The organism is Streptomyces sp. NBC_00289 (assembly GCF_041435115.1).
GTDB lineage: Bacteria > Actinomycetota > Actinomycetes > Streptomycetales > Streptomycetaceae > Streptomyces.
On sequence record NZ_CP108046.1, the window covers coordinates 533,528 to 555,196 of the forward strand.

Below are 21,669 nucleotides of genomic sequence, written 5' to 3' on the forward strand. Positions count from 1 at the left end.
TTGTTCAGCGGTGAGTCTCCAGGGTGAGAATGGCTCTGGCGATTGACGTCATCCGGCTCGGGTTGCAGCGGGCTTTGCGGAGGATCCGCCAGGTCTTGACCGATGCGATGGATCTCTCGACAGGCCACCGCAGACGCGAGTGCGCCCGGTTGACGCATCTCTGTTTGACGGTGAGGTCTTTGCCCGGTCGTATGGGGCACGACGACGATGTCACCGGCGCCCTGGTAGCCGCGGTCGGCCAGGATCGGGATGCCCAGGCGGATACACGTAGCGATGATCCGGTGCCGTCTGGCCGCGGTCAGATCGTGGGTCCGGCCGGGCAGCGCGGGCGAGATCCACACCAGCGTGCCGTCCGGAGCGGTCACCACCTGCAGGTTCACGCCGTGCCGGCGGTGCTTTCCCCAGTAGTCCGCCCGGCCGTCGCCGGTCCGGTCGCACTCGGCGAGTGTCCCCTCCAGCAGCAGGTAGCGGGCGTCGGGGCGATCTCAGGGCCGCGGTCAGACCGGGCGCGAGCTCTGCGAGGTGGCCGATCACGGCGTGCACGTGGGCGTGTGCGGTGCCCAGGCTGATACCGAAGCCGGCCGCGAGCTGACACAGGGTGTCGTTCTTCCGCAGGTATACCAGTGCGACCAGGGCGCGCTCGGACGCTGGCAGCTTGCACCTGCGGTCACCTTCACGGGTGACGATGAGCATCGTGACCCACTCCACCAGGGCATGCGGAACATCGAGTACGGCACGATAAGGAACCAACAGAGCCCCAAGGCTGAAGAGTTGAGCGTAGACACCTCGCTCAACAGCCCTGGGGCTCTGCCCGTTCCGCCCTCACCACACGTCACCCGATCAGTAGCCGAACTGAACAAGCTCACTGGCCAATGGCGTCACACCACCGCAATGACGGGACCGGTGAACCCGTCTGATCACAGGGCTCCAGACCCGGTGGTGCTTCAGATTTCACCGGTCCCGTGAGTCACCATTACTGATCTTTTCGTAAGTTCGGTGGGTGTGGTGGCTGTGTGGGTGGGAGGCTGTCGGGGTGGCTTATCAACCTTCCCGTTCGGTTGCCGGCTCCTCCCTTCCTCCTTTGTCGCGGCCTCAGTTGGCGGAGGCGCGTCGTGTTCGGGCAGTCGAGTTGTTCGAGGACAGCGTTTCGAATGCGGACATCGCGAGGGCGGTGGGGGTGTGTGCCGAAAGCGTGCGGCGTTGGCGGCGGGTGTGGGAGCACGGCGGTGCTTCGGCCCTGCGGCGACGGGCAGCTACCGGACGCCCACCCAAGCTGGACGACGCCCAAGTCGAGATGGTCCGGGCCGCGTTGGAGCAAGGTGCCCAGGCTCATGGTTTCGAGGCCGACCTGTGGACCCTGGAACGAGTCGGCGCGGTCGTCACCCAGGAAACGGGGGTGGTGTTGTCGAGGGCATCGGTGTGGCGGCTGCTGACCGGCCGGCTCGGATGGAGCCTGCAACGGCCCGAGCGGCGGGCGGTCGAGCGGGACGATTCGGAGATCGCCCGCTGGATCGCGCACGAGTGGCCGCGGATCAAAAAGGGGCCGTGAACACACGTGCCTGGATCGTCTTCCTCGACGAATCAGGCGTCTCCCTGCTCCCGCAGATCCGCCGCACCTACTCGCCCCGAGGGCGGACTCCGCTCCTGCGGCACCGCCTGAACTGGAAGCGCGCGTCGATGGCCGGGGCCTTGGGCTACCACTCCACCGATCCCGATCGCGGGGCTCGCCTGTGCTTCCACCTCAAGCCCGGCAGCTACGACACCGCCGGACTCATCGAGGTCCTGGAGCAGATAAAGGCGTTCTACCGCGGCGAGCGAGTGGTCCTGGTCTGGGACGGCCTGTCCGCCCACTGGAGCCGGGCGATGCGGGCCTGGGTCGCCGAACAGGACTGGCTCACGCTGGAACGATTACCCGCCTACGCTCCCGAGCTGAACCCGGTGGAACTGCTGTGGTCCTCGCTCAAGAAACGTGAACTCGCCAACCTCGCCGGCGACCACCTCGCCGATGTCGCCGACGCTACCGAGCAAGGCATCCACCGCATCAACGCCAACCCCCGACTGCCATGGTCATTCCTCGCCCATACCGGCCTGACCATCCACCCACCACACCCACCGAACTTACGAAAAGATCAGTAGGTGCTGCTTGCTGCCCGTCTTCCGCCGGTCGACCGGCGACGGACCGGTGGTCGGCTCCCCCCTTTTTCGCGCGGATGTGGGAGCCGTCCACACACGCCCTGGACCAGTCGAGTTGCCGACCGCATTCAGCTCGGCGAGCAAAATGCGGTGCAGTTGCTCGAAGACTCCGGCCTTCTGCCAGCGGTCCAGGCGCCGCCAGCAGGTCTGTCCGGAGCCGAACCCCAGCTCCAGCGGTAGGAGTTGCCAGCTATGTCGTTGTGGAGCACGTACAGGATGCCCTGCAGACACAGCCGGTCCGGCACCGGCCGCGGCCCCGGCGACTTCTGCGGCCAGGGCGGCAGCAACGGCTCGATCAGCGCCCACAAGTCGTCGTCCACGATCCACGGCCGAGTGCTCACAGCATCTCGAACGGCGGAATCGTCACATCGGTCACGCCCCACCAGGGCACCTCAACAAGATCGTGTTACGAACTCGTAGGAGCGTCAAGGCTCTCGCGGAGAACCTGTGGATGCTGGTTAAGACCGAGTGCATCCGCGGACGGACCTTCGACACCAGAGCCGAGGCGAATCTCGCGCTGTTCGAGTACATCGACGGCTTCTATAACTCCCGGCGCATCCAGAAGCGGCTCGGCTACCTCAGTCCGATCAAGTTCGAGGAAAAGCACTACGCCGACCAGGCAACGGCCGAACGAACGAACCTGAGACCCCGTCAACCCGCCCTGACCCGCTGATCATCACCTCCCGCACGCCGGGGGAACCTCACCTCACCGACGCTCACCCGCAAGCCGTACAAGTGAAAAAGGCTCCACGCTGAACAATGCGTGAGTAGGAATTACTCTCACAATGGCCGTCGCCCGATGATCCAATTGGTCTGCCGGGGGTGGTTCCCTGGCACGTGCGGGATGGCCGGATGGCTGGGGAAGGCCTCCGGTCTGGCCAGCGAGCGACCCCCGTTAGCTGCTGGCGACTCGCCGCGTGAAGCCCCCGTCCATTGATGGTCGGGGGCTTCACATTGCCCGACGCGAAAGTGCGCACACCCCCAAGCTGGCAGGCCCGGGAGCGAAGACCACTTGCTCACGGATGAGCTGCCTGGAGGCTTTCTGGCAGTCGGTGGCGGCTTTGCCGAGTATCCGGTTGGCAGCCTTCACTCACGCCGCAGCTATTGACATGACCACTGCAGCGCGGTTCTTTGGCTGAGAGACTCATCCACTGTGAAGGGCGGGCGTCTGTGGTTCTCTCGCGTCGGACGGTCCTGGAGGCGGCCGCGCTGGGTGCAGCAGTGGCGGCCGTAGGACGGCCACAGCTTGCGTTTGCCGAGGCAGGCGTGTCACCGGTCACGACACTGACGCAGACCTTGGTTCCCGGCCCTGCTGGTCCGGGCGGGTATCGCGCTGTGGTCGTGGGGTCAGGTGAGCCGCACGTGGTGCGGAGTGAGCTGGGCGGCAGAGTCACGGCATCCGGAGAAGGGCATCAGCTTGTGGCGTTTGCTCAGCTGACAGACCTTCACGTTACGGATGTCCAGTCTCCGGCGCGCGTCGAGTTCCTTGACCGTTACGGTGATACGGGTTCGGTGCTGGGGGGTTCGAGTCTGACGGCTGCCTACCGTCCGCAGGAGATGCTCTCTACGCAGGTGGTTGATGCGATGGCACGGGCTGTCTCGCGGGTGGGGAGCGGACCGGCGACTGGACTGCCCGTCTCCTTCGCTGTGGTAACGGGTGACAGTGTGGACAACTCACAATGCAACGAAATGCGCTGGTACATCGACCTTCTGGACGGCGGCGTCATCCGCCCTGACTCTGGTGACCTGTCCCGCTGGGAAGGCGTCGCCGATCGCGAGCGCTTTGATGCCGCCTACTGGCATCCCGATCCGGCAGCCTCTCTCGACCGCGCCAAGAGGATGTGGGGGTTTCCGGATCTCCCGTGGCTACTGGATGCGGCCCGGCGCCCATTCACCGCGCAAGGGCTCGGGATGCCCTGGTACGCGGCCTATGGAAATCACGATTGTCTGGTGCAGGGCAATGCGCCCGTGAGCTGGCTGCTGAATGAGATCGCCACCGGGTCTGTGAAGCCCGTGGGGTGGCCGGCGAGCTGGGAGGCTATAGAAGCGGTCAGCCCCGACGTCTCCGGCGAGGCACTGACGACTGCGATTACCGGCCCGCTGCGTGCAGTGACGTCGGATCCGGCCCGGCGATTGCTCAGTAAAAAGCAGATGGTCGGCGAACACTTCGCTACTGCAGGCAAGCCCGTGGGACACGGGTTCACCGCCGAGAACCGGATGAACGGGACTGCCTACTACGCCTTCGATCACGGGATCATCCGGTGCATCGTGCTGGACACGGTGAACGATAACGGCGGCGCCGACGGGTCCCTCGACGCAGATCAATACCAGTGGCTGCAAACGGAGCTCAGAAGAGGCAGCCGGCACTACCTCTCCGCCGCTGGGGATGTCGTCAGCCACGACGTGACCGACCGCCTCTTTCTGATCTTCTCCCACCACACCTTGACCACCATGGGCAACACCATCAACCCGTGGGCCTGGTGGTTCCCGCGGCGGGACGGTGGCCATGTACGGGCGCTGCTGCTGCAACACCCCAACGTCATCGCGTTGATCAACGGGCACAGCCACACAAACAGGATCCGGCCGCATGCCCGATCCGCCACCTGTCCCAAGCCCGGCGGTTTCTGGGAAATCACCACCGCCGCCCACATCGACTGGCCCCAGCAAAGCCGGCTCATTGAAGTTTCCGCGGCACCAGACACCCTCTCGCTCGTCACGACCATCGTCGATACCGACGCACCCCCAAAGTCCGATACGCTCGCCAGCCCCGCAGACCTGGCCGCACACGCGCGAGAGCTGGCGCTCAACGACTGGCAGGCCAGGAGGGATCCGGCGGAGCTTGGACGACGTGGGATGGCAACGGACCGCAACACCCGACTGCTCCTGCCCACACCCTTCCCCCTCTGAAGTCCCTCAAAATCTACGCTGCGGATGCTCACCCCTGCGGATGACATCAGGGTGGCTTTCAGCTTTCCATCAGTGGCCACGGACCTTCAGGATCATCCTCGGCAATGGGACTCAACACCGTGCGCGGCCATACCTACGGTGGCGCGAAAGCGGCGCCACACAGTCTCCTTCTTCACAGCAAGGAAAGTAGCGCGTGCGACTCTGGGAGGTTCCGTGTCTTTTCCTCGTCTAGGCGCCTGCGCAGCCGGGTTGGCGACGGCTGTGGGAATGTCGGCCGGACTGCCGACGGCCAGCTCCACGCACGCCGTGCCGTCCTTGGTGACGTCCGTTTCCACGGTGAGCCCGTTCGTGGAGCCAGGCTTCGCCGCAACCTGCCTGTGGCACGAGTTCGGCGAGGGCGAAACGCCGCCGTGGTGGCTGCTGCTGGCCGATCCGCTGTGTGTGGAATACAGCAAGCGCGACATCACCGTCGATGACGGAGGCGTTCTACGCTTCCTCGTCGCCGAGCCTGCCAGGTTCGCCGTCACCACACTGACCTGCCACTACTATCAGAAGGACCACTGGAGCGTGCAGCACACCGCGGGAGCGGACCCCTGGGTAACGTGGGACGGCCAGTACTGGTGGGACAAGACCACCCATCGAGCCGGCGCTCGACTGACCAACTTCCGCATCAACGGCCACACTGCTGGGATCGGCGACGTGGTCGCCGCCCTCCGAAGCGCCTACCCAGACCTCGCCAGCGCACTGAGCGAATACGGCCAAAGTGCAGGCGAAACAGGACTGACTGCAAACCTGCCCTACGACCTGCGCTGCGCGCTGACCGGGTGAACCTCCGTGCCAACCTCCGGCCGACGGACCATCCTGCAGGCTCTGACCGCCGCCGTCGCGACGCTGGCTGCCGGGAGGATCGCCGATCCAGCGATGACCTCGGCCGCGGCAGCAATGACAGAGAGCCGTCCAGTACAGACGCTGCTGGCGTTCGCCGACACACTGATACCGGGTCAGCACCGCTTTCCGGGCGATGTCGTGGTCGCTGACGCTGTCACCGGTCCCGGCGCAGTGCAGGCCGGCGCCATCGACATACTCACCTCACCACACCTGGCCCTGGAACCGCTGCTTCCGTCGATCGCATCGCTGCTGGATGCCCGGGCTGTCGCCTACGCCACGGCCCGGCTCATCTGGCTGACGCCTTTCCGGCCGCCGTTCGTCGGCCTGGCGTTCTCCCATCGGACTGCTTTGGTGGAGAGCCTGTTCAACCCCGGTGACGTGGATCGGCCAGTCTGGCAGGTCCTGAGTCTGCTGATGGGGCTGGCCTTCGATACCGCCGGACAGTACGACACACAACAGGCCGTCACCCAGACACATCCAGGCCTGGCATGGCTGGGCTTTCCCGAGCCGGACGCGGACGGCCTGTGGAGATTCGTCGACTTCTCCTACGGACGCCCACTGGCGGCCCTCCACCCTGCCACAAGCCCTTCGGGCAGCCCGGCATGAGCGCCCTGACCACGGACGTCCTGGTGGTCGGAAGCGGCTTCGGCGGCGCTATCCCGGCCTACTACCTCGCCGCGGGCGGCGCCCGCGTCACCGTCCTCGAGCGCGGCCCCCGACGCGCCGCCGCCGACTTCACCCATTCGATGCGGCTGGGCACCTACAACAAAATCGTCGATGTGATCCGAGGCGACGGCGTCACGGTCGTCGCGGGCAACTGCGTCGGCGGCGGCAGCGTCGTATATTTCGCTGCCTCCCTACGTGCACCGGCCTTCGTCTTCGAACGCCGCGGCAGCCTCGGCCACCGATTATGGCCCGCCGCTCTGACCCGCGCACGTCTCGATCCGTGGTACGACCGCGTCGAGGAAGCTCTGCCGGTCACCCACACCGACTGGCCCGACGTCTCCTACGCCGGCGGTGTTCTGGCCGCCGCGTGTCATCGGACGGGCCACACCTGCAACCCGGTCCCCGTGGCAGTCGACACCCGGGTCTGCACCAATTGCAACTGGATGCTGTCCGGCTGCCGCTTCGACGCCAAACGCTCCCTGCTGCTCAACTACCTGCCCGCAGCCGAAGCCCACGGGGCTGTCATCCGCGCCCTGCACGAGGTCCAGAGCATCACTCCCTCGCACCTGTCCGCATACCGCTACGCAGTCACCTACACCGTTCTCGATCCCGGTGACTACACCTGCACTGCTGAGGCCGGAATCATCCACGCCAAAACCGTGGTCCTGGCCGCCGGAGCCATCGGTACACCCGTCATCCTCCAACGCTCCGCACTTCTGCTTGGAGGTATTCCCAGCGCTGTCGGCCGCTACTTCTCGGGCAACGGCGACCGTGTCAGCGTCGCCGACATTGATGAGACCAAGGCCCGCACTCTGCTGGGGCTGTCCCGCCCGGACGGCTCCGCCTACCAAGCGCTGCCCATAGGCCGCCCCATCACCGCCGCCACCTTTGACTACCTTGACGCCACCGCCCCCGAGTACAGCCGTTTCACGCTCCAGCAGATTTACTTCCCCCCGCTGACCAACCTCCTGGCACAGGCCTATGACGCCACATGGTTCGGCACCGGGAAACGCAGCATGCGTGCCCGGTGGCGTTCCTGGCTCACCCTCCTGGCCATGACCGAGGACGACAATGAAGGAACCTTCGGGTTGCCGCCGCTGACCGGCAGCTTCGCTCGCCTTGCCCCCGGTCTCGGACAAGGCACCATGTCCTACCACCCCAACTTCCGCACCAGACAAGCCTGGAGCAAAGCCGACATCGCGCTGCGCACCATCCTGGAGAAAGACGGCCTTTCCCACGTACAGCCTTGGGACGAGGACGTCGCCGGCACCGTCACAGCCCACCCTCTGGGCTCAGCCCGGATAGGCGACGACCCCGCCACCAGCGCGCTCACTGACACCCACGAACTACACGGCCACCCTGGTCTCTTCATCACTGACGGCTCCGCCGTTCCTACCTCCCTTACCGTCAACCCGTCACTGACCATCGCAGCCCTCGCCGAACGCGCCGTTCCCGCCATCATCACCGACACGAGCAGCACCGGAGTCCCCGTCCGAGGCGGCGCACCTCTACCCACCCAGTAACCGGCGGTGCCGGCCGGAACGGAAATACCGTGCGACTACGGGGCAGGCCGGGCACGTGACAGGGCTTTCCAGATGGGCTGCTCCCATGCCAGCCACGCTGGGGCTCCCGAAGGCAGCAGCCAGCACCACCGACTTCTCCATCCCGAGCGCCCGCGGACCCACCTGATGCGCACCCGCCGCCTGGCACGCGACTACGAACGCCGCACCACCAGCGCCGAAGCGGTGATCTACTGGTCGATGATCCTGCTCATGACCCGCCGCCTGGCCCGGCCACGGTCTGCGCGAGGGTGAATCTGCCCGGCGCGGGCTCGGCCAGCCAGCCGCGCGCGACCAGGCGTTTCGCCGTCGACCGCAGCGCCTCCACCCGTGCCGGCACCGCGTCCATGCCGAACGCCGCGGCCCTCTCCTGGCAGGTCAGCGGCCCTTGATGGAGCCGGTGGCGGTCCGCGAGCACCTGCAGGATGCGCTGGTAGTCCACCGACAGCACCGACCAGGCCAGCCCCTCACTCCACGGTCGGTCTCCTCCCGTAGTTCGTCCACACGACGGCGAGCACCCAGCTCACGCTGTTCCAACAGCCCGACCACCGACGGCATCCACGACCTCCCAGGGAGCGACAGCACGTGCGGGTGGTGGTCGCGGCGATGGACTGCACGATGACCTCGTGGCTGGTCAGGGGCCTGCCGCGCCAGTTCATGGTGATGTGGGAGAACAGCCGATGCTCGATCCGGTTCCACTTCGAAGGACCGGGAGGAAAATGACAGCCAGTGATGTCCAGGCCCGTCTCCAGGGCCAGGGTGGCGAGTTCGGCCTTCCAGGCGCGGGTCCGGTAGCCGTTAAAACCGCCCGCATCGGCGGTGATGAGCAGTCGTCCGGCCTGCGGGTAATCCTCCTTGCCGCGGCCCTTCCACCAGCGGCGGACGGATTCGACGGCGAAGGCGGCGGTGTCATGGTCGGTGCCGACACTGACCCAGCCGGTGTTCGCAGCCAGGTCATAGATGCCGTAGGGCACGGCCTTCCCGAGTACTGTGTCCGGGAAGTCATGGGTGCTGACCTGCACGGGGTCGCCTGCGGGCCGCCACTCGCGGCCGCCGTTCTTGTACGACCCCACGATTTCCTTCTTCTTCGTATCGACGCTGATCACCGGGTCCCCGGCGTCGATATGGTTTTGGCCTGCTCATTGATGTAACGGAACTGGCCGTCCCGGTCGGGATGCTGCCGGCTTCGATGGTCTTGGCGTTCCCCTGAAGGCTGAAGCCTTCCTCGCGCAGCACGTCGGCGACGGTGTCGGCGGATATCCGGTGACCCTGGCGGCTGAGTTCGGCGGCCAGATGACGGGTGGACTTCGTCGTCCACCGCAACGGGGACATCGGATCACCCCGCACATCCGGCTCGACCAGGGCCAGCAGCGCCGGCCTAACCTCGCGCTTTCGCGAGTGGGTCTGTCCGGGTCTTGATCAAAAAAGCGGAGAGTGCTGCTGACCTGCAACGATGGGACTTGTCGAGGGTCCTGTCACTGCAAGGAAAGAAGCACTCTCCAGGTGAAGAAGAGTAGCGGGTCGTACCCGCGCGTCCGTGTCGAGGGCGGCGGCCGCGGGGTGGTCTCGCAGGCCGGGGCGGTGCTGCTGGTCGAGACGGCCCGCAAGTGTGGCCTGGACGGTGCGATAGCGGCGGCACTGGCACCGTGGCGCAAGCCGCGGGCCGTGCACGACCCAGGCAAGATCCTGCTGGATGTGGCGCTGGCCGTCGCGCTCGGCGGCAACTGTCTGGCAGACGTCGGCATGCTGCGGGCCGAGCCGGCTGTGTTCGGCCCGGTGGCCTCCGATCCGACCGTCTCCCGCCTCGTCGACGCGCTCGCCGCCTCCGGCCCGAAGGCTCTTGCGGCAATCCGGGGCGCACGTTCCGAAGTACGCACGCGGGTCTGGGAGTTGGCCGGGACAAGCAGTCCGGCCGCCGACGGCCAAGTGATCGTGGACATCGACGGGGTACTGGTGCTCGCACACTCCGAGAAGCAGGACGCCACCCCGACCTGGAAGAAGACCTTCGGCCATCACCCGCTCGTCGCGTTCGTCGACCACGGCCCAGCCGGATCCGGGGAACCGGTGGCCGCCCTGCTGCGGCCCGGCAACGCGGGCTCCAACACCGCCGCCGACCACATCGAAACCGCCCAACTCGCCCTGGCCCAACTGCCCAAACACCTGCGGCGGGGACGGCAGACACTGATCCGCACCGACTCCGCCGGCGGCACCCACACCTTCCTCGACTGGCTCTCCCGCCGGGGCCGGTGGCTGTCGTATTCCGTCGGAATGACCACCACCGACGCCATCCACCAGGCCGTACTGAAGATCCCGAAGAAGGCATGGACACCCGCCTACGACGCCGACGGCACCGAGCGGCCCGGCGCCTGGGTCGCCGAGATCACCGACATGCCCGACCTGAGTACCTGGCCCACGGGCATGCGGCTGATCGTCCGCAAAGAACGCCCGCACCCCGGCGCCCAGTTGCGCTTCACCGACCTCGACGGCAACCGGCTCACCTGCTTCGCGACCAACACGAAAGGCGGCCAGCTCGCCGACCTCGAACTGCGTCACCGCAGACGGGCACGCTGCGAGGACCGCATCCGAGGCGCCCGTGCCACCGGCCTGCGCAATCTGCCCCTGCACGACACGGCCCAGAACCAGATCTGGCTGGAGATCGTCTCCCTCGCGCTCGACCTCCTCGCCTGGATGCCGATGCTCGCGCTGACCGGCGAGGCCCGCCGCTGGGAACCCAAGAAGCTCCGGCTGCGGCTGTTCTCCGCCGCCGCTCAGCTCGTGAACACCGGCCGTCGCCGCTGGCTCCGCCTGCCCGCCCGATGGCCCTGGACCGCTGTCATCAGCCACGCGATCGTCAGGCTCCACGCCCTGCCGAACCCCGGTTGACCAGCCACATCGCCCGTCCCGACAAACCCGCACCACCACACCGGTGAAGTGGAACCCGGCGCCCATCCGACGCGAGAGCCGGGCCCTCGGCCTGCCCCAGCCCCGAAAAGACCCCACCACACAAACGCAGAGTCCCCGTCAACAAACCGACAAGGACTCATGAACGATCGAGGCTAACTGTCCCTAACAAAGGCATTGAGCTTGTTCAGCGGTGAGTCTCCAGGGTGAGAAAGGCTCTGGCGATTGACGTCATCCGGCTCGGGTTGCAGCGGGCTTTGCGGAGGATCCGCCAGGTCTTGACCGATGCGATGGATCTCTCGACAGGCCACCGCAGACGCGAGTGCGCCCGGTTGACGCATCTCTGTTTGACGGTGAGGTCTTTGCCCGGTCGTATGGGGCACGACGACGATGTCACCGGCGCCCTGGTAGCCGGGGTCGGCCAGGATCGGGATGCCCAGGCGGATACACGTAGCGATGATCCGGTGCCGTCGGGCCGCGGTCAGATCGTGGGTCCGGCCGGGCAGCGCGGGCGAGATCCACACCAGCGTGCCGTCGGGAGCGGTCACCACCTGCAGGTTCACGCCGTGCCGGCGGTGCTTTCCCCAGTAGTCCGCCCGGCCGTCGCCGGTCCGGTCGCACTCGGCGAGTGTCCCCTCCAGCAGCAGGTAGCGGGCGTCGGGGCGATCTCAGGGCCGCGGTCAGACCGGGCGCGAGCTCTGCGAGGTGGCCGATCACGGCGTGCACGTGCGCGTGTGCGGTGCCCAGGCTGATACCGAAGCCGGCCGCGAGCTGACGCAGGGTGTCGTTCTTCCGCAGGTATACCAGTGCGACCAGGGCGCGCTCGGACGCTGGCAGCTTATCGGCCGTTAGTTCGTGATTTCTGAAGGGTGGATTGCGGCGAACCCACGGAAAGGGGGTGCCACTGATGGCTATTGGATCATTGAGTTCGCGAACTCGACCGGTGTTGGGCCGTGTCGCGTTCGAAGAGTCGGCGCACTTCGGGGTTCTCGAGGGAGCTGGTGTAGCGGACCGCGCCGGGAATGCTCATGTCGAAGAGGTCGCAGACGCGTCGGAGATCTCCGTCAGTGGCGAGCACTTCGTCGAGGATCCGGTCTTCGCGCAGATGCCTCGGGGTCATACCCAAGAGGCGGTGGAACCACATCGGTCCTACTGGGTCGGTGCGTGGGGCGGTCTGCAGGTTGATGATCAGGTGCGGGTTGAGAGTGCGGGGCCAACGCCGCTGCCGGTGGTCGAGGTATGCGGTCAGCCGCTGTTGAACCGGGCGGGCCAGCGGAATGTCTCGCTCGTCGAGGTGCAGTCGGCCGTCGTGGATGTCGGCCAGGTGCAGGCGGCGGATCTGTCCCGGCATCAGCGCGTGGAAGACCAGCAGTGCGGAGACGAGGGCGGCTGTGGGGTGCGAGCTGTCCAGACGTTCGCGTACGACCACGGGTGCCAGGGGCAGCGGGTCGCGGCCCTCGGCCCTGAGGGTGCGGAGGCGGGCGGTGGGGTTGGTGAACACGACCTTGCTTGCTTTGAGGATGCGGAAGAGCGAGCGAAGTCCCTGGCTCTGATGCGAGCGGTCGGTGCCGCTGTGGGGAAGCACGTCCAGCACGTGCTCTCGGGTGATCTCCCTCAGGGTCGTGTGGCCCGTCGCGGCCCACTGCTCGAGCGCGGGCAAGGACCACAGAAGCAGAAGACGGATGGTCTTGTGGTCGCGAGGCTGGCTGCGCGGAGGGGTGCTGCTGCCGTTCAGCAGGATGTCGAACCAGGTCCGCAGTTCCTCAGCCATGGGGGCGGGCAGACCGGCGGTCTTCCGGTCGAACCACGGCACCACGGCGGAGACGAGGTCGTCCTCCAGGAGGCCGACGGCCGCCAGGACCCTGCCGATCTGAGCAGCGGGCAGTCTGATCGAGGAGAGGGCCTGGACGTCCTGGGCCCGGATCGGTGCGCCGGGCGTGTCCTGGGTGCCCAGCAGGATCCGGATGCCGTGACGGACGCGGTTGGTGGGGCTCTTCGTCCAGCCGTGCTGTGCCGCCCGCTGAAGGGTGAAGTGGTCGAGGAAGGCTGCCGCGCCGAGGTCAGGTGGCTCGGGAAAGGAACGGCGAAGGCCTGTGGCGAGGTCGCGCGGGAGATCGAACAGAACCGTCTGCCGGTGCTCCACCGGTACCGGGTGGGCGAGGGTGACAGCGGCTGTAGAGCGTGGGCCCGCCGCGCGGAGGTTGCGGGTGGGCAGGGCGAAGTACAGCTGCTGGCCGTGCCGGTTGGCTTCGGCGGCCGGGAAGTACTTCGCGTGGCGTCGGACGCGTTCAGCGACGGTCTGCCGCCAGCACAGCCGGCATGTTCCGCCCGGTTTGGTGGGGCGGCGGTGTTCACAGAACGGGCAGGTGGCGACCGGGTAGTGCTCGGGCCGTGCGCGCCACGAAGTGCAGCCCTTGCACAGCCAGTTGCCGCGCCGGGTCACGCCCCAGGCATGGCAGTCCCGGCAGGAGCCCGGCGGCTGGGGAGCGAAGTGGTGGCAGAGCCGGCACAGGCCGCTGGAGTAGTAGTCGCGGTCCGATCCACAGTCCCGGCAGCGCGGCGGGACGTGCGGACCATCAGGCATGCAGTCGTAGCAGAGGTCGGACCGGCTGGTGGCGACCGGCTTGGTGCGGCATCCCGGACAGATGCGCGGGTGGTTGCGCGTCATGCCGGGGGCGCCGAGCGGTTGCGCCCGAACCGCGGCGTGATCACCGGCCCGCCCACTGCCTCGGCGGGCTGTGCCGGTTTGCGGGCCGCGACTTTGTCCGGTTCGCAGATAAGCAGGTCGGTGGGGCTGCATTCCAGGACGGCGCAGAGCACGTCGAGGTCATCGAGCCGGATGGTCGTCGGAGTACCGGTCCACAGCGCCGACATCTTGCCGGCGCTGATCTCCAGGCCGGCTTCGGAGAGCCGGCGGCGCAGTTCGGTGGACTTCCAGATGCCCTGTTCGGCTGCTCTCATGCGAAGTTGCCAGCGCATCGGGTCACCTCGCCTCTCCGCAGAACCGGGCGGTGACGCGCTCGTTGGCGTCCTCCCAGGCCCGCTCGATGTGGTCGTTATGGACGTGAATGTAACGAGTCGTGGTGGCGAGCCATTCATGGCCAAGGAGTTCCTGGATGGCCTTGAGATCGAGGCCGCGCAGGTAGAGCGAGGACGCGCAGTAGTGCCGCAGCCCGTGTGGGGTGAGTCGGTCGTTCCACTCCGGCAGCCAGGTCGCCACGGCCTGGGCCAGGCCAGAGCGGAGTGCGTCGTCACCCACTCGGGTGCAGTATCCGGTGAGGGGGTCGCGGCGCTCACTGGGCAGCAGCGGTGCGTCCGAGCGCTGCCAGTCGTCGCCGAACTGGTGACGGATGTCGGTCAGCCACCAGTTCATGAGCGAGTCGATGGAGTTGATCGCGGACACGAACCGGGTCTTCGGTCCGCGTCCGCGGCTGCCTTTGCCGTACCGGACGTGCAGTTTGCCGTGGGATCCCAGGTCGGGACGCCAGTCCCGGATGTCGAGCATGACGGTTTCATTGATCCGCAGCCCTCCGCGGCGCCACAGGGACGCAGCGAAGTAGTTCCGCGCGGCCGGGAGGAACTTGCGGACACCGGGGAGTGTGGCGCCCCAGTTCGTGAAGAGATGCTCCACTTCCGGATCGGTCGGCGGCACTCGTACCGAATCGCCGCCGATCCGCGCCGGCCGGTTGAACTCGTCGATCGGCTGGACCAGCGCGTGCCCAGTCAGGGCGTGGATGTCGCCTTGATAGCGCAGCAGGAGGAAGTCGTAGAGTCCGGCGATGGCCAGCGCCTTCTTCTGCACCGTCGACTTGGCCAGGGCCCGATCTCTTCGCTGGTAGGCCAGGAAGCGGTCTGCGTCAGCAGGCTGGGCCGTCCATACCGAGCGTCCCAGGAACCGCAGAAACTCGAAGATCATCCCGCGCTCGCCTGCGATGGTGCTGTCGGCCCATCCCGCTCCGACCATCGCCAGCGCGTACTGATCCACCAGTTCCTGCTCGAAGTCCTCTCGCTCCTGTTCCGAGCGCAGCTCGCGTCCGGAGCCGATCGAACGGACAACCGCCAGCGCCATGGGTTCCTCAGTTCACTCGGAACGTCTGTACGCCAGGCTTTTCCACTTTCCTTCAAGAATCATGACGAAAGGTCGAGATCTTGCGGCAACGGGGTGAACCGCCTCTGGCCTGGGAAGCAGCTCCACCGGGGAACTCCTGGGCAGCAAGAACTCACGGCAGTAGCGGCAGCACCTGCGGTCACCTTCACGGGTGACAATGAGCATCGTGACCCACTCCACCAGGGCATGCGGAACATCGAGTACGGCACGATAAGGAACCAACAGAGCCCCAAGGCTGAAGAGTTGAGCGTAGACACCTCGCTCAACAGCCCTGGGGCTCTGCCCGTTCCGCCCTCACCACACCTCACCCGATCAGTAGCCGAACTGAACAAGCTCACTGGACGTGACGGTGGGTGATCAGGCAGACGGCGAGGCTGAGGAATGCTTCGTGGATGTCGTCGCGTCGTTCCCAGCGGATGCGCAGGCGGCGGAAGCCGTGGAGCCAGGCGATCGTGCGCTCGACGACGTAGCGGAAGATGCCCAGTCCGGTGCCGTGCGGCTCGCCTCGCTTCGCGATCACGGGGCGGATCCCTCGCTGCCAGAGCAGGCGCCGGTATTTGTCGTGGTCGTAGCCGCGGTCGGCCAGCAGCGCGTCCGGCCGCCGGCGCGGTCTGCCGGCCCGGCCCGCGACGGCCGGGATCTTGTCCAGCAGCGGCTCGAGTTGGGTGACGTCGTTGCGGTTTCCGCCGGTCAGCGACACCGCGAGCGGGATGCCCTGTCCGTCGACGATGAGGTGGTGCTTGCTGCCCGGACGTGCGCGGTCGACCGGGCTGGGTCCGCTTTTGGGCCCCGTCGGGCCGCGCGGACGTGCGAGGAATCGATCACCGCCCTCGACCAGTCCAGCTGGTTCTTCGACCGCAGCTTCTCCAGCAGCAGCACGTGCAGCTGGTCCCAGACTCCGGCCTCGTTCCAGGCCGCCAGGCGCCGCCAGCAGGTCATCCCCGAGCCGAAGCCCAGCTCCTGCGGCAGGTACTCCCACTGGATCCCGGTATGCAGGACGAACAGAATCCCGCACAGGCCTGGCGGTCCGGCACTCGAGGTCTGCCCTCGACCTGCTTCGGCGCCGGCCCGGGCAGCAACGGCTCGATGAGTGCCCAGAGTTCATCCGACACGATCCACGGTCGCGACTGACGTTTCCCCACGACGAGATCAACGAGCGGACAGGCCAACAGTCACATGATCAACAGCTTTTGTTAGAGCCAGTAAGTCCCAGGTCCAGATCGACCGTCCGCTTGCGGCCTCCGCCCACCCGGCGTACCCGCCCCAACGGGGCCTCACCGGAGTGGCCTCCCGCACCCCGGCGGCCCGGGCGACCAGCCTGATCCCGCCACGGGCCAGCGACCGGGCTTCCGCCCCTATCAGCAGACGCCGCTGCCTCTCGTCAAGATGCGGGAAGATCGCCTCAAACTTGGCTGCCAGAGCTTCCCGTTGAACCTCCGATACGCCCATACCACGCCAACGAGTCGGCCAGCGGGAAGCTACGGGTTAATGCTCTGCGAGCCCTTAAGTTATTGGTATTGAGGCTAAAGCTGGTCGGCAGTGTTGGTGACCGTGACCGTAGCCTCGACGAGGTCGCCGGGGCTGTTGTCCCACGTGTCCCAAACCTTAATTTTATAGCTCTTCGTCTGGCCCGGGGCAAGGCGAATTGTTGAGCCTTGCGTGTGTCCGTCCCAGCCGAAATCAGGGTCCGTGGGACCGTAGCAGTGATTGTCCTCGAAGATGTATAGGCTGCTGACGTAGTCGACGTAGCCCGATGCTACCTGCTTCGCCCCGGCGCCCAGATCACCCGTGACTTCGCCCCCAGCGCATGATGAGACGAGGTTGATACCCGTCCAACCAGGTGACTGTGGAGTCAGGGCAATCTTCCCGGAACGCAAGCTGTAGGCATGCGTATAGTCATCGGGTGTGAAGACAGTGCTGTCGTCGTCTTGCGCGTGAAAATTTACTCTGACGGCAACGGTGTTGACCCAGCCGCCGTTCGTGGTGGCAGACGCAGGTGATGCGGGCAGCGCGATGAGTGCTGCAGCTGCGGCACCAGTGCCGGCCAGGGCGAGTGCCTTACGGAGAAGAGGCATGCTTTATCCTTTTTTTGGTGCAGAGCGCCAGCAGTTGAGGGAAGCCCTGACAGCGGGCTTAGCTGCTGACACCTGACAACACGCGCACTAAGGGTCCGCTGGACTGGGTAATCGGTACTCCATCCCAGGCCATGCCGCGCGAGGCGACGACGCTTAGCGTGGAATCCGGGTCTTCGAAGTTAAGCGGTGCGGAGGTGTCCGCGGGCTCGGCGGGTGGTCACGCAGCGTGTGCGTAGGCGCTGGCTGTCGGCATTGCGGAAACCGAACGCGTTGCGGGCGACCAGCTTGATCACGCGGTTGATTCCCTCACTCTTGGCGTTGTGGTGTCCGGTGTCGATGAACTCGGCGATCTCGGGCCACCAGCGGTCGATGGTGGTGGCGAGGGTGCGGACTTCGGGGATGTCGGCGTCGGTGCACCAGGTCAGGAACCAGCGGGCATGGCCGATGGTCACGTCCCCTGTGATGGTGTAGGCGATCAATCCTCCGTAGTGTTCGGGGTGTTGGGGAGTGCATGGGTGGTGTGGTCGGCGTGTTCGGCGGCGTAGATGGCAGTCATGCTGCCTTCGGACAGGTAGCGGCGGGGGAAGGCGATCCATTCGTCGTGCATCTCGCTGAGCACGGCGGTGACCAGCCGCTCGAGGGCGGCCGGGTTGGGGAAGACCTGCACGACGTCGGTGCGGCGCTTGATCTCGCGGTTGATCCGCTCCAGGGGATTTGAAGACTGGATCTTCTTCCAATGCCAGATGGGAAAGGCAGCGAAGGCGGTCAGGTCCTCCTTGGCGTCCAGGAGCATCTGCCTGACCTTGGGAAACTGCTGCCCGAGCATGTCGGCCACCGCATCGAGTTGGTGATGGACGGCTTCGGCGGTGGGCTGGATGAAGATGGTGCGGATGGTCGCCGCGACCATTTCCCCGGATTCCTTGGGGATCACGGAAAACACATTCCTCAAGAAATGGACACGACAACGCTGCCAGGCGGCACCGAGCATGACCTTGCGGATCGCTGCCACCAGGCCGCTGTGACTGTCGGAGATGACCAGACGGACCCCGCCCAGGCCGCGTTCGCGCAAGGAGCGCAGGAACTCGCTCCAGAACGCTTCGGTCTCGCTGTCACCGACCATCACACCCAGCACCTCACGGCCGCCGTCCTCACTGATGCCGGTGGCGATGACCACGGCCTGGGAGACGATCCGGTGGTTCACGCGCACCTTGCAGTAGGTGGCGTCCAGGTAGAGGTAGGGGAAGCGGCTGTGATCCAGGGGCCGGCCGCGGAAGACCGTGAGCTGTTCGTCCAGGTCACCGCAGATCCGTGAGACCTCGCTCTTGGAGATTCCGCTGTCCGCGCCGAGCGCCTTGACCAGGTCGTCGACCGAGCGGGTGGACACCCCGTGCACGTATGCCTCCATGATGACGGCGTAGAGCGCCTGGTCGATGCGGCGCCGCCGTTCCAGCAGGCTGGGGAAGAAGCTGCCGCTGCGCAGCTTCGGTATCGCCAGGTCCAGATCGCCGGCCTGGGTGGCCAAGGTCTTCTCCCGGTGGCCGTTGCGGAAGGCGGTGCGGGCTTCGGTGTGCTCGTTCCACTGGGCGCTGATCCGGCCGCTGAGCTCGGCCTCGATCAGCTCTTGCAGCATGCGCTCGGCGACGTTGCGGACGAGCTCGATCCCGTCCGCCGTGCGTAGTGACTCCAGCAGGCGTTGTAGGTCAGACTGGGACAAGGCCATCGGGCACCTCCAGGGTTGAACTGGCCGTTCACCAGGGAGATTTGCACGGTGGCCTGCCTCATGCGCAGGGAGCGGAGACCGTCACCGGATGCACGCCCCGGGCACCCGCCCGCGCACACCCACACGGTGATCGCCTACACCATCACGCGGGACGCCATCTGGCCGATTTGTTCACGATTGGCGCCGGTGCGGGCCAGGGCGAGGAGGGTACGCAGGCTTTCCCTGGCGATCCACACGGTCAGCAGCCTCTGCCCGATCGGTCCCTCGTCCAGCAGCGGGTTCCACATCTTCGCGAACTGCTCGTCGGTGAGGTTCTCGCGGTTGCGGAGCAGCCGTCGGCGGGCTGTCCATTCTGGGTCGGTGGCCCGTCCGCGCCGGCCCCGGACCCCGGCGGTGGTGCGACGCCGCACGGTGGAGAGCACCTTGTTCGCGCGCTGGACGACGTGGAAGTGATCGACGACCACGACGGCGTGCGGAAGTCCGGTGCGGATCGCGGCCCGGTAGGTGGCCGACATGTCGAAGGCGACGTATTTGATGTTCTTGCGCCAGTCCCCTGGTGTGGTGGACAGCCAGGTCAGCACGTCAGCGGCGGTGCGGCCCTCGACCTGGCCGAGCAGGGCACCGGTGCCAAGCGCGTCGATGAACCCGGTGTGCCGGCGGTCCCGCACCAGCAGCCACTCCCGGTGTCGGGATCCTGTTCCCAGCCGGTGCGGCCGCGCCTGGTCTCGTCGATGCCCAGCACCTTGTCGTGATCCGGGCCCCGGCCGGTATCTGCGGGACCTGCTCGGTGAACGACTTGCGCGGACAGGACACTTCCCCGCACCACCACCGGCGCTTGTGCCAGAAGAACTCCAGCCCGCGCTCGCCGTACGGAAGGTCACGCGGCCGGGTGGTCGCCGGCCCCTTCATCCGGGAGGAGAAGACCCCGCACTCCGGACAGGCCCTGGCCGCCTCATCCGCCGTGACCAGATGCACCCGTCGGGTGCCGTCCTCAAGCCGCTCGACCCGGTGTACGGACACCCCGGCCAGATCCAGCAACAACGTCGTATCGTTGACCACGCCCGTGGCTCCCCAGATGATCGTTCTTCTGCCTCAAGAACAGAAATGATCACCCAAGTACCACGGGCGTCCTGCATCCAGGACCGACAACCACTCCACTCATCACGGACTGTGACGGGAAGTCAGTACGTACTCCGACACGCACCGCTTACTGACTTCGGCTCGTTAGGGTGAATCTTCGCGAAGTCCCTGAGGGGCCTGTGGTGGTGGCTGTATTCCGTGGTGTGTGAGGTATGCGGATGGGGGCGGGCTGACCTCTGCGGGGCGCCGGCGCCGGGAAACGATACGGATGCGGGCAGCCGAGTTGTTCGAGCAGAAGATCAAGCCGCCGGAGGTTGCAAGGCGCCTGCGGGTGAGCCTGAAATCGGCTTACCGGTGGCACCAGTTGTGGCGGGACGGAGGTCGTGAGGCTCTGACCTCGCGTGGCCCGAGCGGGTCGCGATGCCGTTTGTCACCGCGCTGCCTGGAGAAGCTCGCCGGGTATCTCGAGCAGGGCCCGGCCGCGCATGGATGGGTGGAGGACCAGGTGTGGACCGCTGCTCGGGTGGCCACGCTGATCGGCAGGAAGTTCCACCTCTCCTACAGCGTCTCGGGAGCCACCAGGCTGATGCACCGGCTCGGCTTCAGCTCCCAGGTCCCCGCGCGGCGGATTGCCGAACGCGACGAGCAGGCCGTCACCGCGTGGAAGGAGGCGACCTGGGCGGAGATAAAAGAGCCCGGGCGGCCTGCGGAGGCTACATCTGCTTCGAGGACGAAGCGGGTTTCACCCGCCGACCGCCCAAAGGGCGAACCTGGGGCCGGCGCGGCCGCACCCCGGTCGTGACGGTCAGCGGCCGCCGCTCGGGGCGCCTGTCGGTGGCCGGGCTGATCGCCATGCGGCCAGGCTCACGGACCCGGCTGTGCCACCGCCTGCGCACCCACCCCGCAGGCAAGGGCAAGCGCCGCAGCATGGGCGAGCGCGACTTCATCGCGCTGATCGACGGCGTCCACCACCTCCTCAAGGCGCCGATCGTGCTGGTGTGGGACCGGCTCAACACCCACGTCTCCCACGCCATGCGTGAACTGATCGCCGAACGTGAATGGCTCAAGGTGTTCCTGCTCCCCGCCTACTCACCCGACCTCAACCCCGTCGAGTGGGTATGGGCGCACGTCAAACGGAGCCTGGCCAACCTCGCCGTCGTCGCCCTCGACCGGCTCCAAACCCTCGTTCGCAACCGGCTCAAACGCCTCCAGTACCGGCCCGACACCCTCGACGGCTTCATAGCCGGCACCGGCCTGGCCCTCGACGATCCAAAGTCACCCTGACAAGCCGAAGTCAGTAACTTCGAAGACTCGGAATCCCGGCGGCTGGGTCCAGGGCGGCTTCAAGTTCCCGGTGGGGGTGGGCTGTCGGTGATGCCGCGGATCCAGATGGCGTGTTCGGTGTGTCCCGGTCGCTTGGGTGGTCTTGGCGATGTTGTCCACTTCCAGCAGCCGCAGTGCCGATGGCCAGGTTCCGCAGAGCACGGCCGGCGATCGCGGTGGACGGCAAGGCACTGAGCGTTTTCAGGGTGGCCACTGATCGAGTGATGCAAGGGGATGGCTGGCAGGGCA

The 21,669-nt window shown here is 66.6% G+C and carries 18 protein-coding genes and 8 pseudogenes; 10 read left to right on the top strand and 16 right to left on the bottom strand.

The features are described 5' to 3' along the window. Window positions 1-4: 4 nt before the first annotated feature. Window positions 5-750: pseudogene (locus tag OG985_RS02895) on the bottom strand (transposase family protein). Window positions 751-1,033: 283 nt separating this feature from the next. Here OG985_RS02895 and OG985_RS02900 point away from each other — a divergent pair. Then, entirely contained in the window at window positions 1,034-1,549 is a 516-nt protein-coding gene (locus OG985_RS02900; RefSeq protein ID WP_371666677.1) for a winged helix-turn-helix domain-containing protein, read from the top strand. Continuing rightward, on the top strand, window positions 1,546-2,136 hold the full coding sequence (locus tag OG985_RS02905; protein WP_371666678.1) for an IS630 family transposase: 591 nt from the start codon (window positions 1,546-1,548) through the stop codon (window positions 2,134-2,136). The genes OG985_RS02900 and OG985_RS02905 overlap by 4 nt, the downstream gene beginning before the upstream one ends. On the opposite strand, the pseudogene OG985_RS02910 reads toward OG985_RS02905, so the two are convergent. After that, window positions 2,119-2,576: pseudogene (locus OG985_RS02910) on the bottom strand (transposase). The gene OG985_RS02905 and the pseudogene OG985_RS02910 overlap by 18 nt on opposite strands. Before the next feature lie 68 nt (window positions 2,577-2,644). Here OG985_RS02910 and OG985_RS02915 point away from each other — a divergent pair. The 5 genes from OG985_RS02915 (at window position 2,645) to OG985_RS02935 (ending at window position 8,177) form a co-directional block, all read left to right on the top strand. Continuing rightward, window positions 2,645-2,866 (top strand): IS3 family transposase, encoded by a 222-nt coding sequence (locus OG985_RS02915; RefSeq protein WP_371666679.1) that lies wholly within the window; start codon window positions 2,645-2,647, stop codon window positions 2,864-2,866. A 593-nt stretch (window positions 2,867-3,459) separates the two neighbouring features. Beyond that, window positions 3,460-5,100, top strand: a complete 1,641-nt coding sequence (locus tag OG985_RS02920; RefSeq protein ID WP_371674236.1) for a TIGR03767 family metallophosphoesterase — start codon at window positions 3,460-3,462, stop codon at window positions 5,098-5,100. 267 nt (window positions 5,101-5,367) lie between these two features. Then, entirely contained in the window at window positions 5,368-5,928 is a 561-nt protein-coding gene (locus OG985_RS02925; RefSeq protein ID WP_371666680.1) for a hypothetical protein, read from the top strand. A 6-nt stretch (window positions 5,929-5,934) separates the two neighbouring features. Next, window positions 5,935-6,594, top strand: a complete 660-nt coding sequence (locus OG985_RS02930; RefSeq protein ID WP_371666681.1) for a DUF5987 family protein — start codon at window positions 5,935-5,937, stop codon at window positions 6,592-6,594. Then, entirely contained in the window at window positions 6,591-8,177 is a 1,587-nt protein-coding gene (locus OG985_RS02935) for a GMC family oxidoreductase N-terminal domain-containing protein (protein ID WP_371666682.1), read from the top strand. The genes OG985_RS02930 and OG985_RS02935 overlap by 4 nt, the downstream gene beginning before the upstream one ends. Before the next feature lie 247 nt (window positions 8,178-8,424). Here OG985_RS02935 and OG985_RS02940 read toward each other — a convergent pair. Both OG985_RS02940 and OG985_RS02945 read right to left on the bottom strand, forming a co-directional pair. After that, a pseudogene (locus tag OG985_RS02940) lies at window positions 8,425-8,771 on the bottom strand (hypothetical protein). A gap of 26 nt (window positions 8,772-8,797) precedes the next feature. Continuing rightward, a pseudogene (locus OG985_RS02945) lies at window positions 8,798-9,596 on the bottom strand (ISAzo13 family transposase); the annotation flags it as partial. A gap of 120 nt (window positions 9,597-9,716) precedes the next feature. On the opposite strand from OG985_RS02945, the gene OG985_RS02950 reads away from it, so the two are divergent. Further along, the gene (locus OG985_RS02950) at window positions 9,717-11,096 is read left to right on the top strand and encodes an IS1380 family transposase (RefSeq protein ID WP_371666514.1); all 1,380 of its coding nucleotides are present in this window, start codon (window positions 9,717-9,719) and stop codon (window positions 11,094-11,096) included. Window positions 11,097-11,301: 205 nt separating this feature from the next. On the opposite strand, the pseudogene OG985_RS02955 reads toward OG985_RS02950, so the two are convergent. The 12 genes and pseudogenes from OG985_RS02955 to OG985_RS03010 all read right to left on the bottom strand — a co-directional run. Beyond that, window positions 11,302-11,954, bottom strand: a pseudogene (locus tag OG985_RS02955) (transposase family protein); the annotation flags it as partial. Between the two features lie 79 nt (window positions 11,955-12,033). Continuing rightward, the gene (locus OG985_RS02960) at window positions 12,034-13,782 is read right to left on the bottom strand and encodes a hypothetical protein (RefSeq protein ID WP_371666388.1); all 1,749 of its coding nucleotides are present in this window, start codon (window positions 13,780-13,782) and stop codon (window positions 12,034-12,036) included. After that, the gene (locus OG985_RS02965; RefSeq protein WP_143612431.1) at window positions 13,779-14,093 is read right to left on the bottom strand and encodes a helix-turn-helix transcriptional regulator; all 315 of its coding nucleotides are present in this window, start codon (window positions 14,091-14,093) and stop codon (window positions 13,779-13,781) included. Before OG985_RS02965 ends, OG985_RS02960 begins: the two co-directional genes overlap by 4 nt. 4 nt (window positions 14,094-14,097) lie before the next feature. Next, the gene (locus OG985_RS02970) at window positions 14,098-15,183 is read right to left on the bottom strand and encodes a tyrosine-type recombinase/integrase (protein ID WP_144316336.1); all 1,086 of its coding nucleotides are present in this window, start codon (window positions 15,181-15,183) and stop codon (window positions 14,098-14,100) included. A 168-nt stretch (window positions 15,184-15,351) separates the two neighbouring features. Next, a pseudogene (locus OG985_RS02975) lies at window positions 15,352-15,444 on the bottom strand (IS5/IS1182 family transposase); the annotation flags it as partial. Between the two features lie 112 nt (window positions 15,445-15,556). Beyond that, a pseudogene (locus OG985_RS02980) lies at window positions 15,557-16,364 on the bottom strand (IS5 family transposase). 62 nt (window positions 16,365-16,426) lie between these two features. Next, window positions 16,427-16,671, bottom strand: a pseudogene (locus OG985_RS02985) (ISAzo13 family transposase); the annotation flags it as partial. Window positions 16,672-16,745: 74 nt separating this feature from the next. After that, window positions 16,746-17,297, bottom strand: coding sequence for a hypothetical protein (locus OG985_RS02990; protein ID WP_371666683.1), 552 nt, complete (start codon window positions 17,295-17,297; stop codon window positions 16,746-16,748). 179 nt (window positions 17,298-17,476) lie between these two features. Continuing rightward, on the bottom strand, window positions 17,477-17,776 hold the full coding sequence (locus OG985_RS02995) for a transposase (protein ID WP_371666685.1): 300 nt from the start codon (window positions 17,774-17,776) through the stop codon (window positions 17,477-17,479). Continuing rightward, complete coding sequence (locus OG985_RS03000) at window positions 17,773-19,017, bottom strand: IS256 family transposase (protein ID WP_371666686.1); 1,245 nt, start codon at window positions 19,015-19,017, stop codon at window positions 17,773-17,775. The genes OG985_RS02995 and OG985_RS03000 overlap by 4 nt, the downstream gene beginning before the upstream one ends. 134 nt (window positions 19,018-19,151) lie before the next feature. Continuing rightward, window positions 19,152-19,685, bottom strand: coding sequence for a transposase (locus tag OG985_RS03005; RefSeq protein WP_371666687.1), 534 nt, complete (start codon window positions 19,683-19,685; stop codon window positions 19,152-19,154). Next, complete coding sequence (locus tag OG985_RS03010; RefSeq protein WP_371666688.1) at window positions 19,600-20,076, bottom strand: transposase family protein; 477 nt, start codon at window positions 20,074-20,076, stop codon at window positions 19,600-19,602. The genes OG985_RS03005 and OG985_RS03010 overlap by 86 nt, the downstream gene beginning before the upstream one ends. A 283-nt stretch (window positions 20,077-20,359) precedes the next feature. On the opposite strand from OG985_RS03010, the gene OG985_RS03015 reads away from it, so the two are divergent. Beyond that, a complete protein-coding gene (locus OG985_RS03015) occupies window positions 20,360-20,899 on the top strand; it encodes a transposase (RefSeq protein ID WP_371674237.1) in 540 nt (179 codons plus the stop codon). Further along, complete coding sequence (locus tag OG985_RS03020; RefSeq protein WP_371674239.1) at window positions 20,815-21,381, top strand: transposase; 567 nt, start codon at window positions 20,815-20,817, stop codon at window positions 21,379-21,381. The genes OG985_RS03015 and OG985_RS03020 overlap by 85 nt, the downstream gene beginning before the upstream one ends. The last annotated feature ends 288 nt before the right edge of the window (window positions 21,382-21,669 follow it).

What these genes read in the sequence shown, in the direction of transcription:
- OG985_RS02915 (WP_371666679.1), top strand. Translation starts at nt 2,645, where the DNA reads ATGCTGGTTAAGACCGAGTGCATCCGCGGACGGACCTTCGACACCAGA.
- OG985_RS02925 (WP_371666680.1), top strand. Translation starts at nt 5,368, where the DNA reads ATGTCGGCCGGACTGCCGACGGCCAGCTCCACGCACGCCGTGCCGTCC.
- OG985_RS02935 (WP_371666682.1), top strand. Translation starts at nt 6,591, where the DNA reads ATGAGCGCCCTGACCACGGACGTCCTGGTGGTCGGAAGCGGCTTCGGC.
- OG985_RS02960 (WP_371666388.1), bottom strand. Translation starts at nt 13,782, where the DNA reads ATGACGCGCAACCACCCGCGCATCTGTCCGGGATGCCGCACCAAGCCG.
- OG985_RS02965 (WP_143612431.1), bottom strand. Translation starts at nt 14,093, where the DNA reads ATGCGCTGGCAACTTCGCATGAGAGCAGCCGAACAGGGCATCTGGAAG.
- OG985_RS02970 (WP_144316336.1), bottom strand. Translation starts at nt 15,183, where the DNA reads ATGGCGCTGGCGGTTGTCCGTTCGATCGGCTCCGGACGCGAGCTGCGC.
- OG985_RS02990 (WP_371666683.1), bottom strand. Translation starts at nt 17,297, where the DNA reads ATGCCTCTTCTCCGTAAGGCACTCGCCCTGGCCGGCACTGGTGCCGCA.
- OG985_RS03000 (WP_371666686.1), bottom strand. Translation starts at nt 19,017, where the DNA reads ATGGCCTTGTCCCAGTCTGACCTACAACGCCTGCTGGAGTCACTACGC.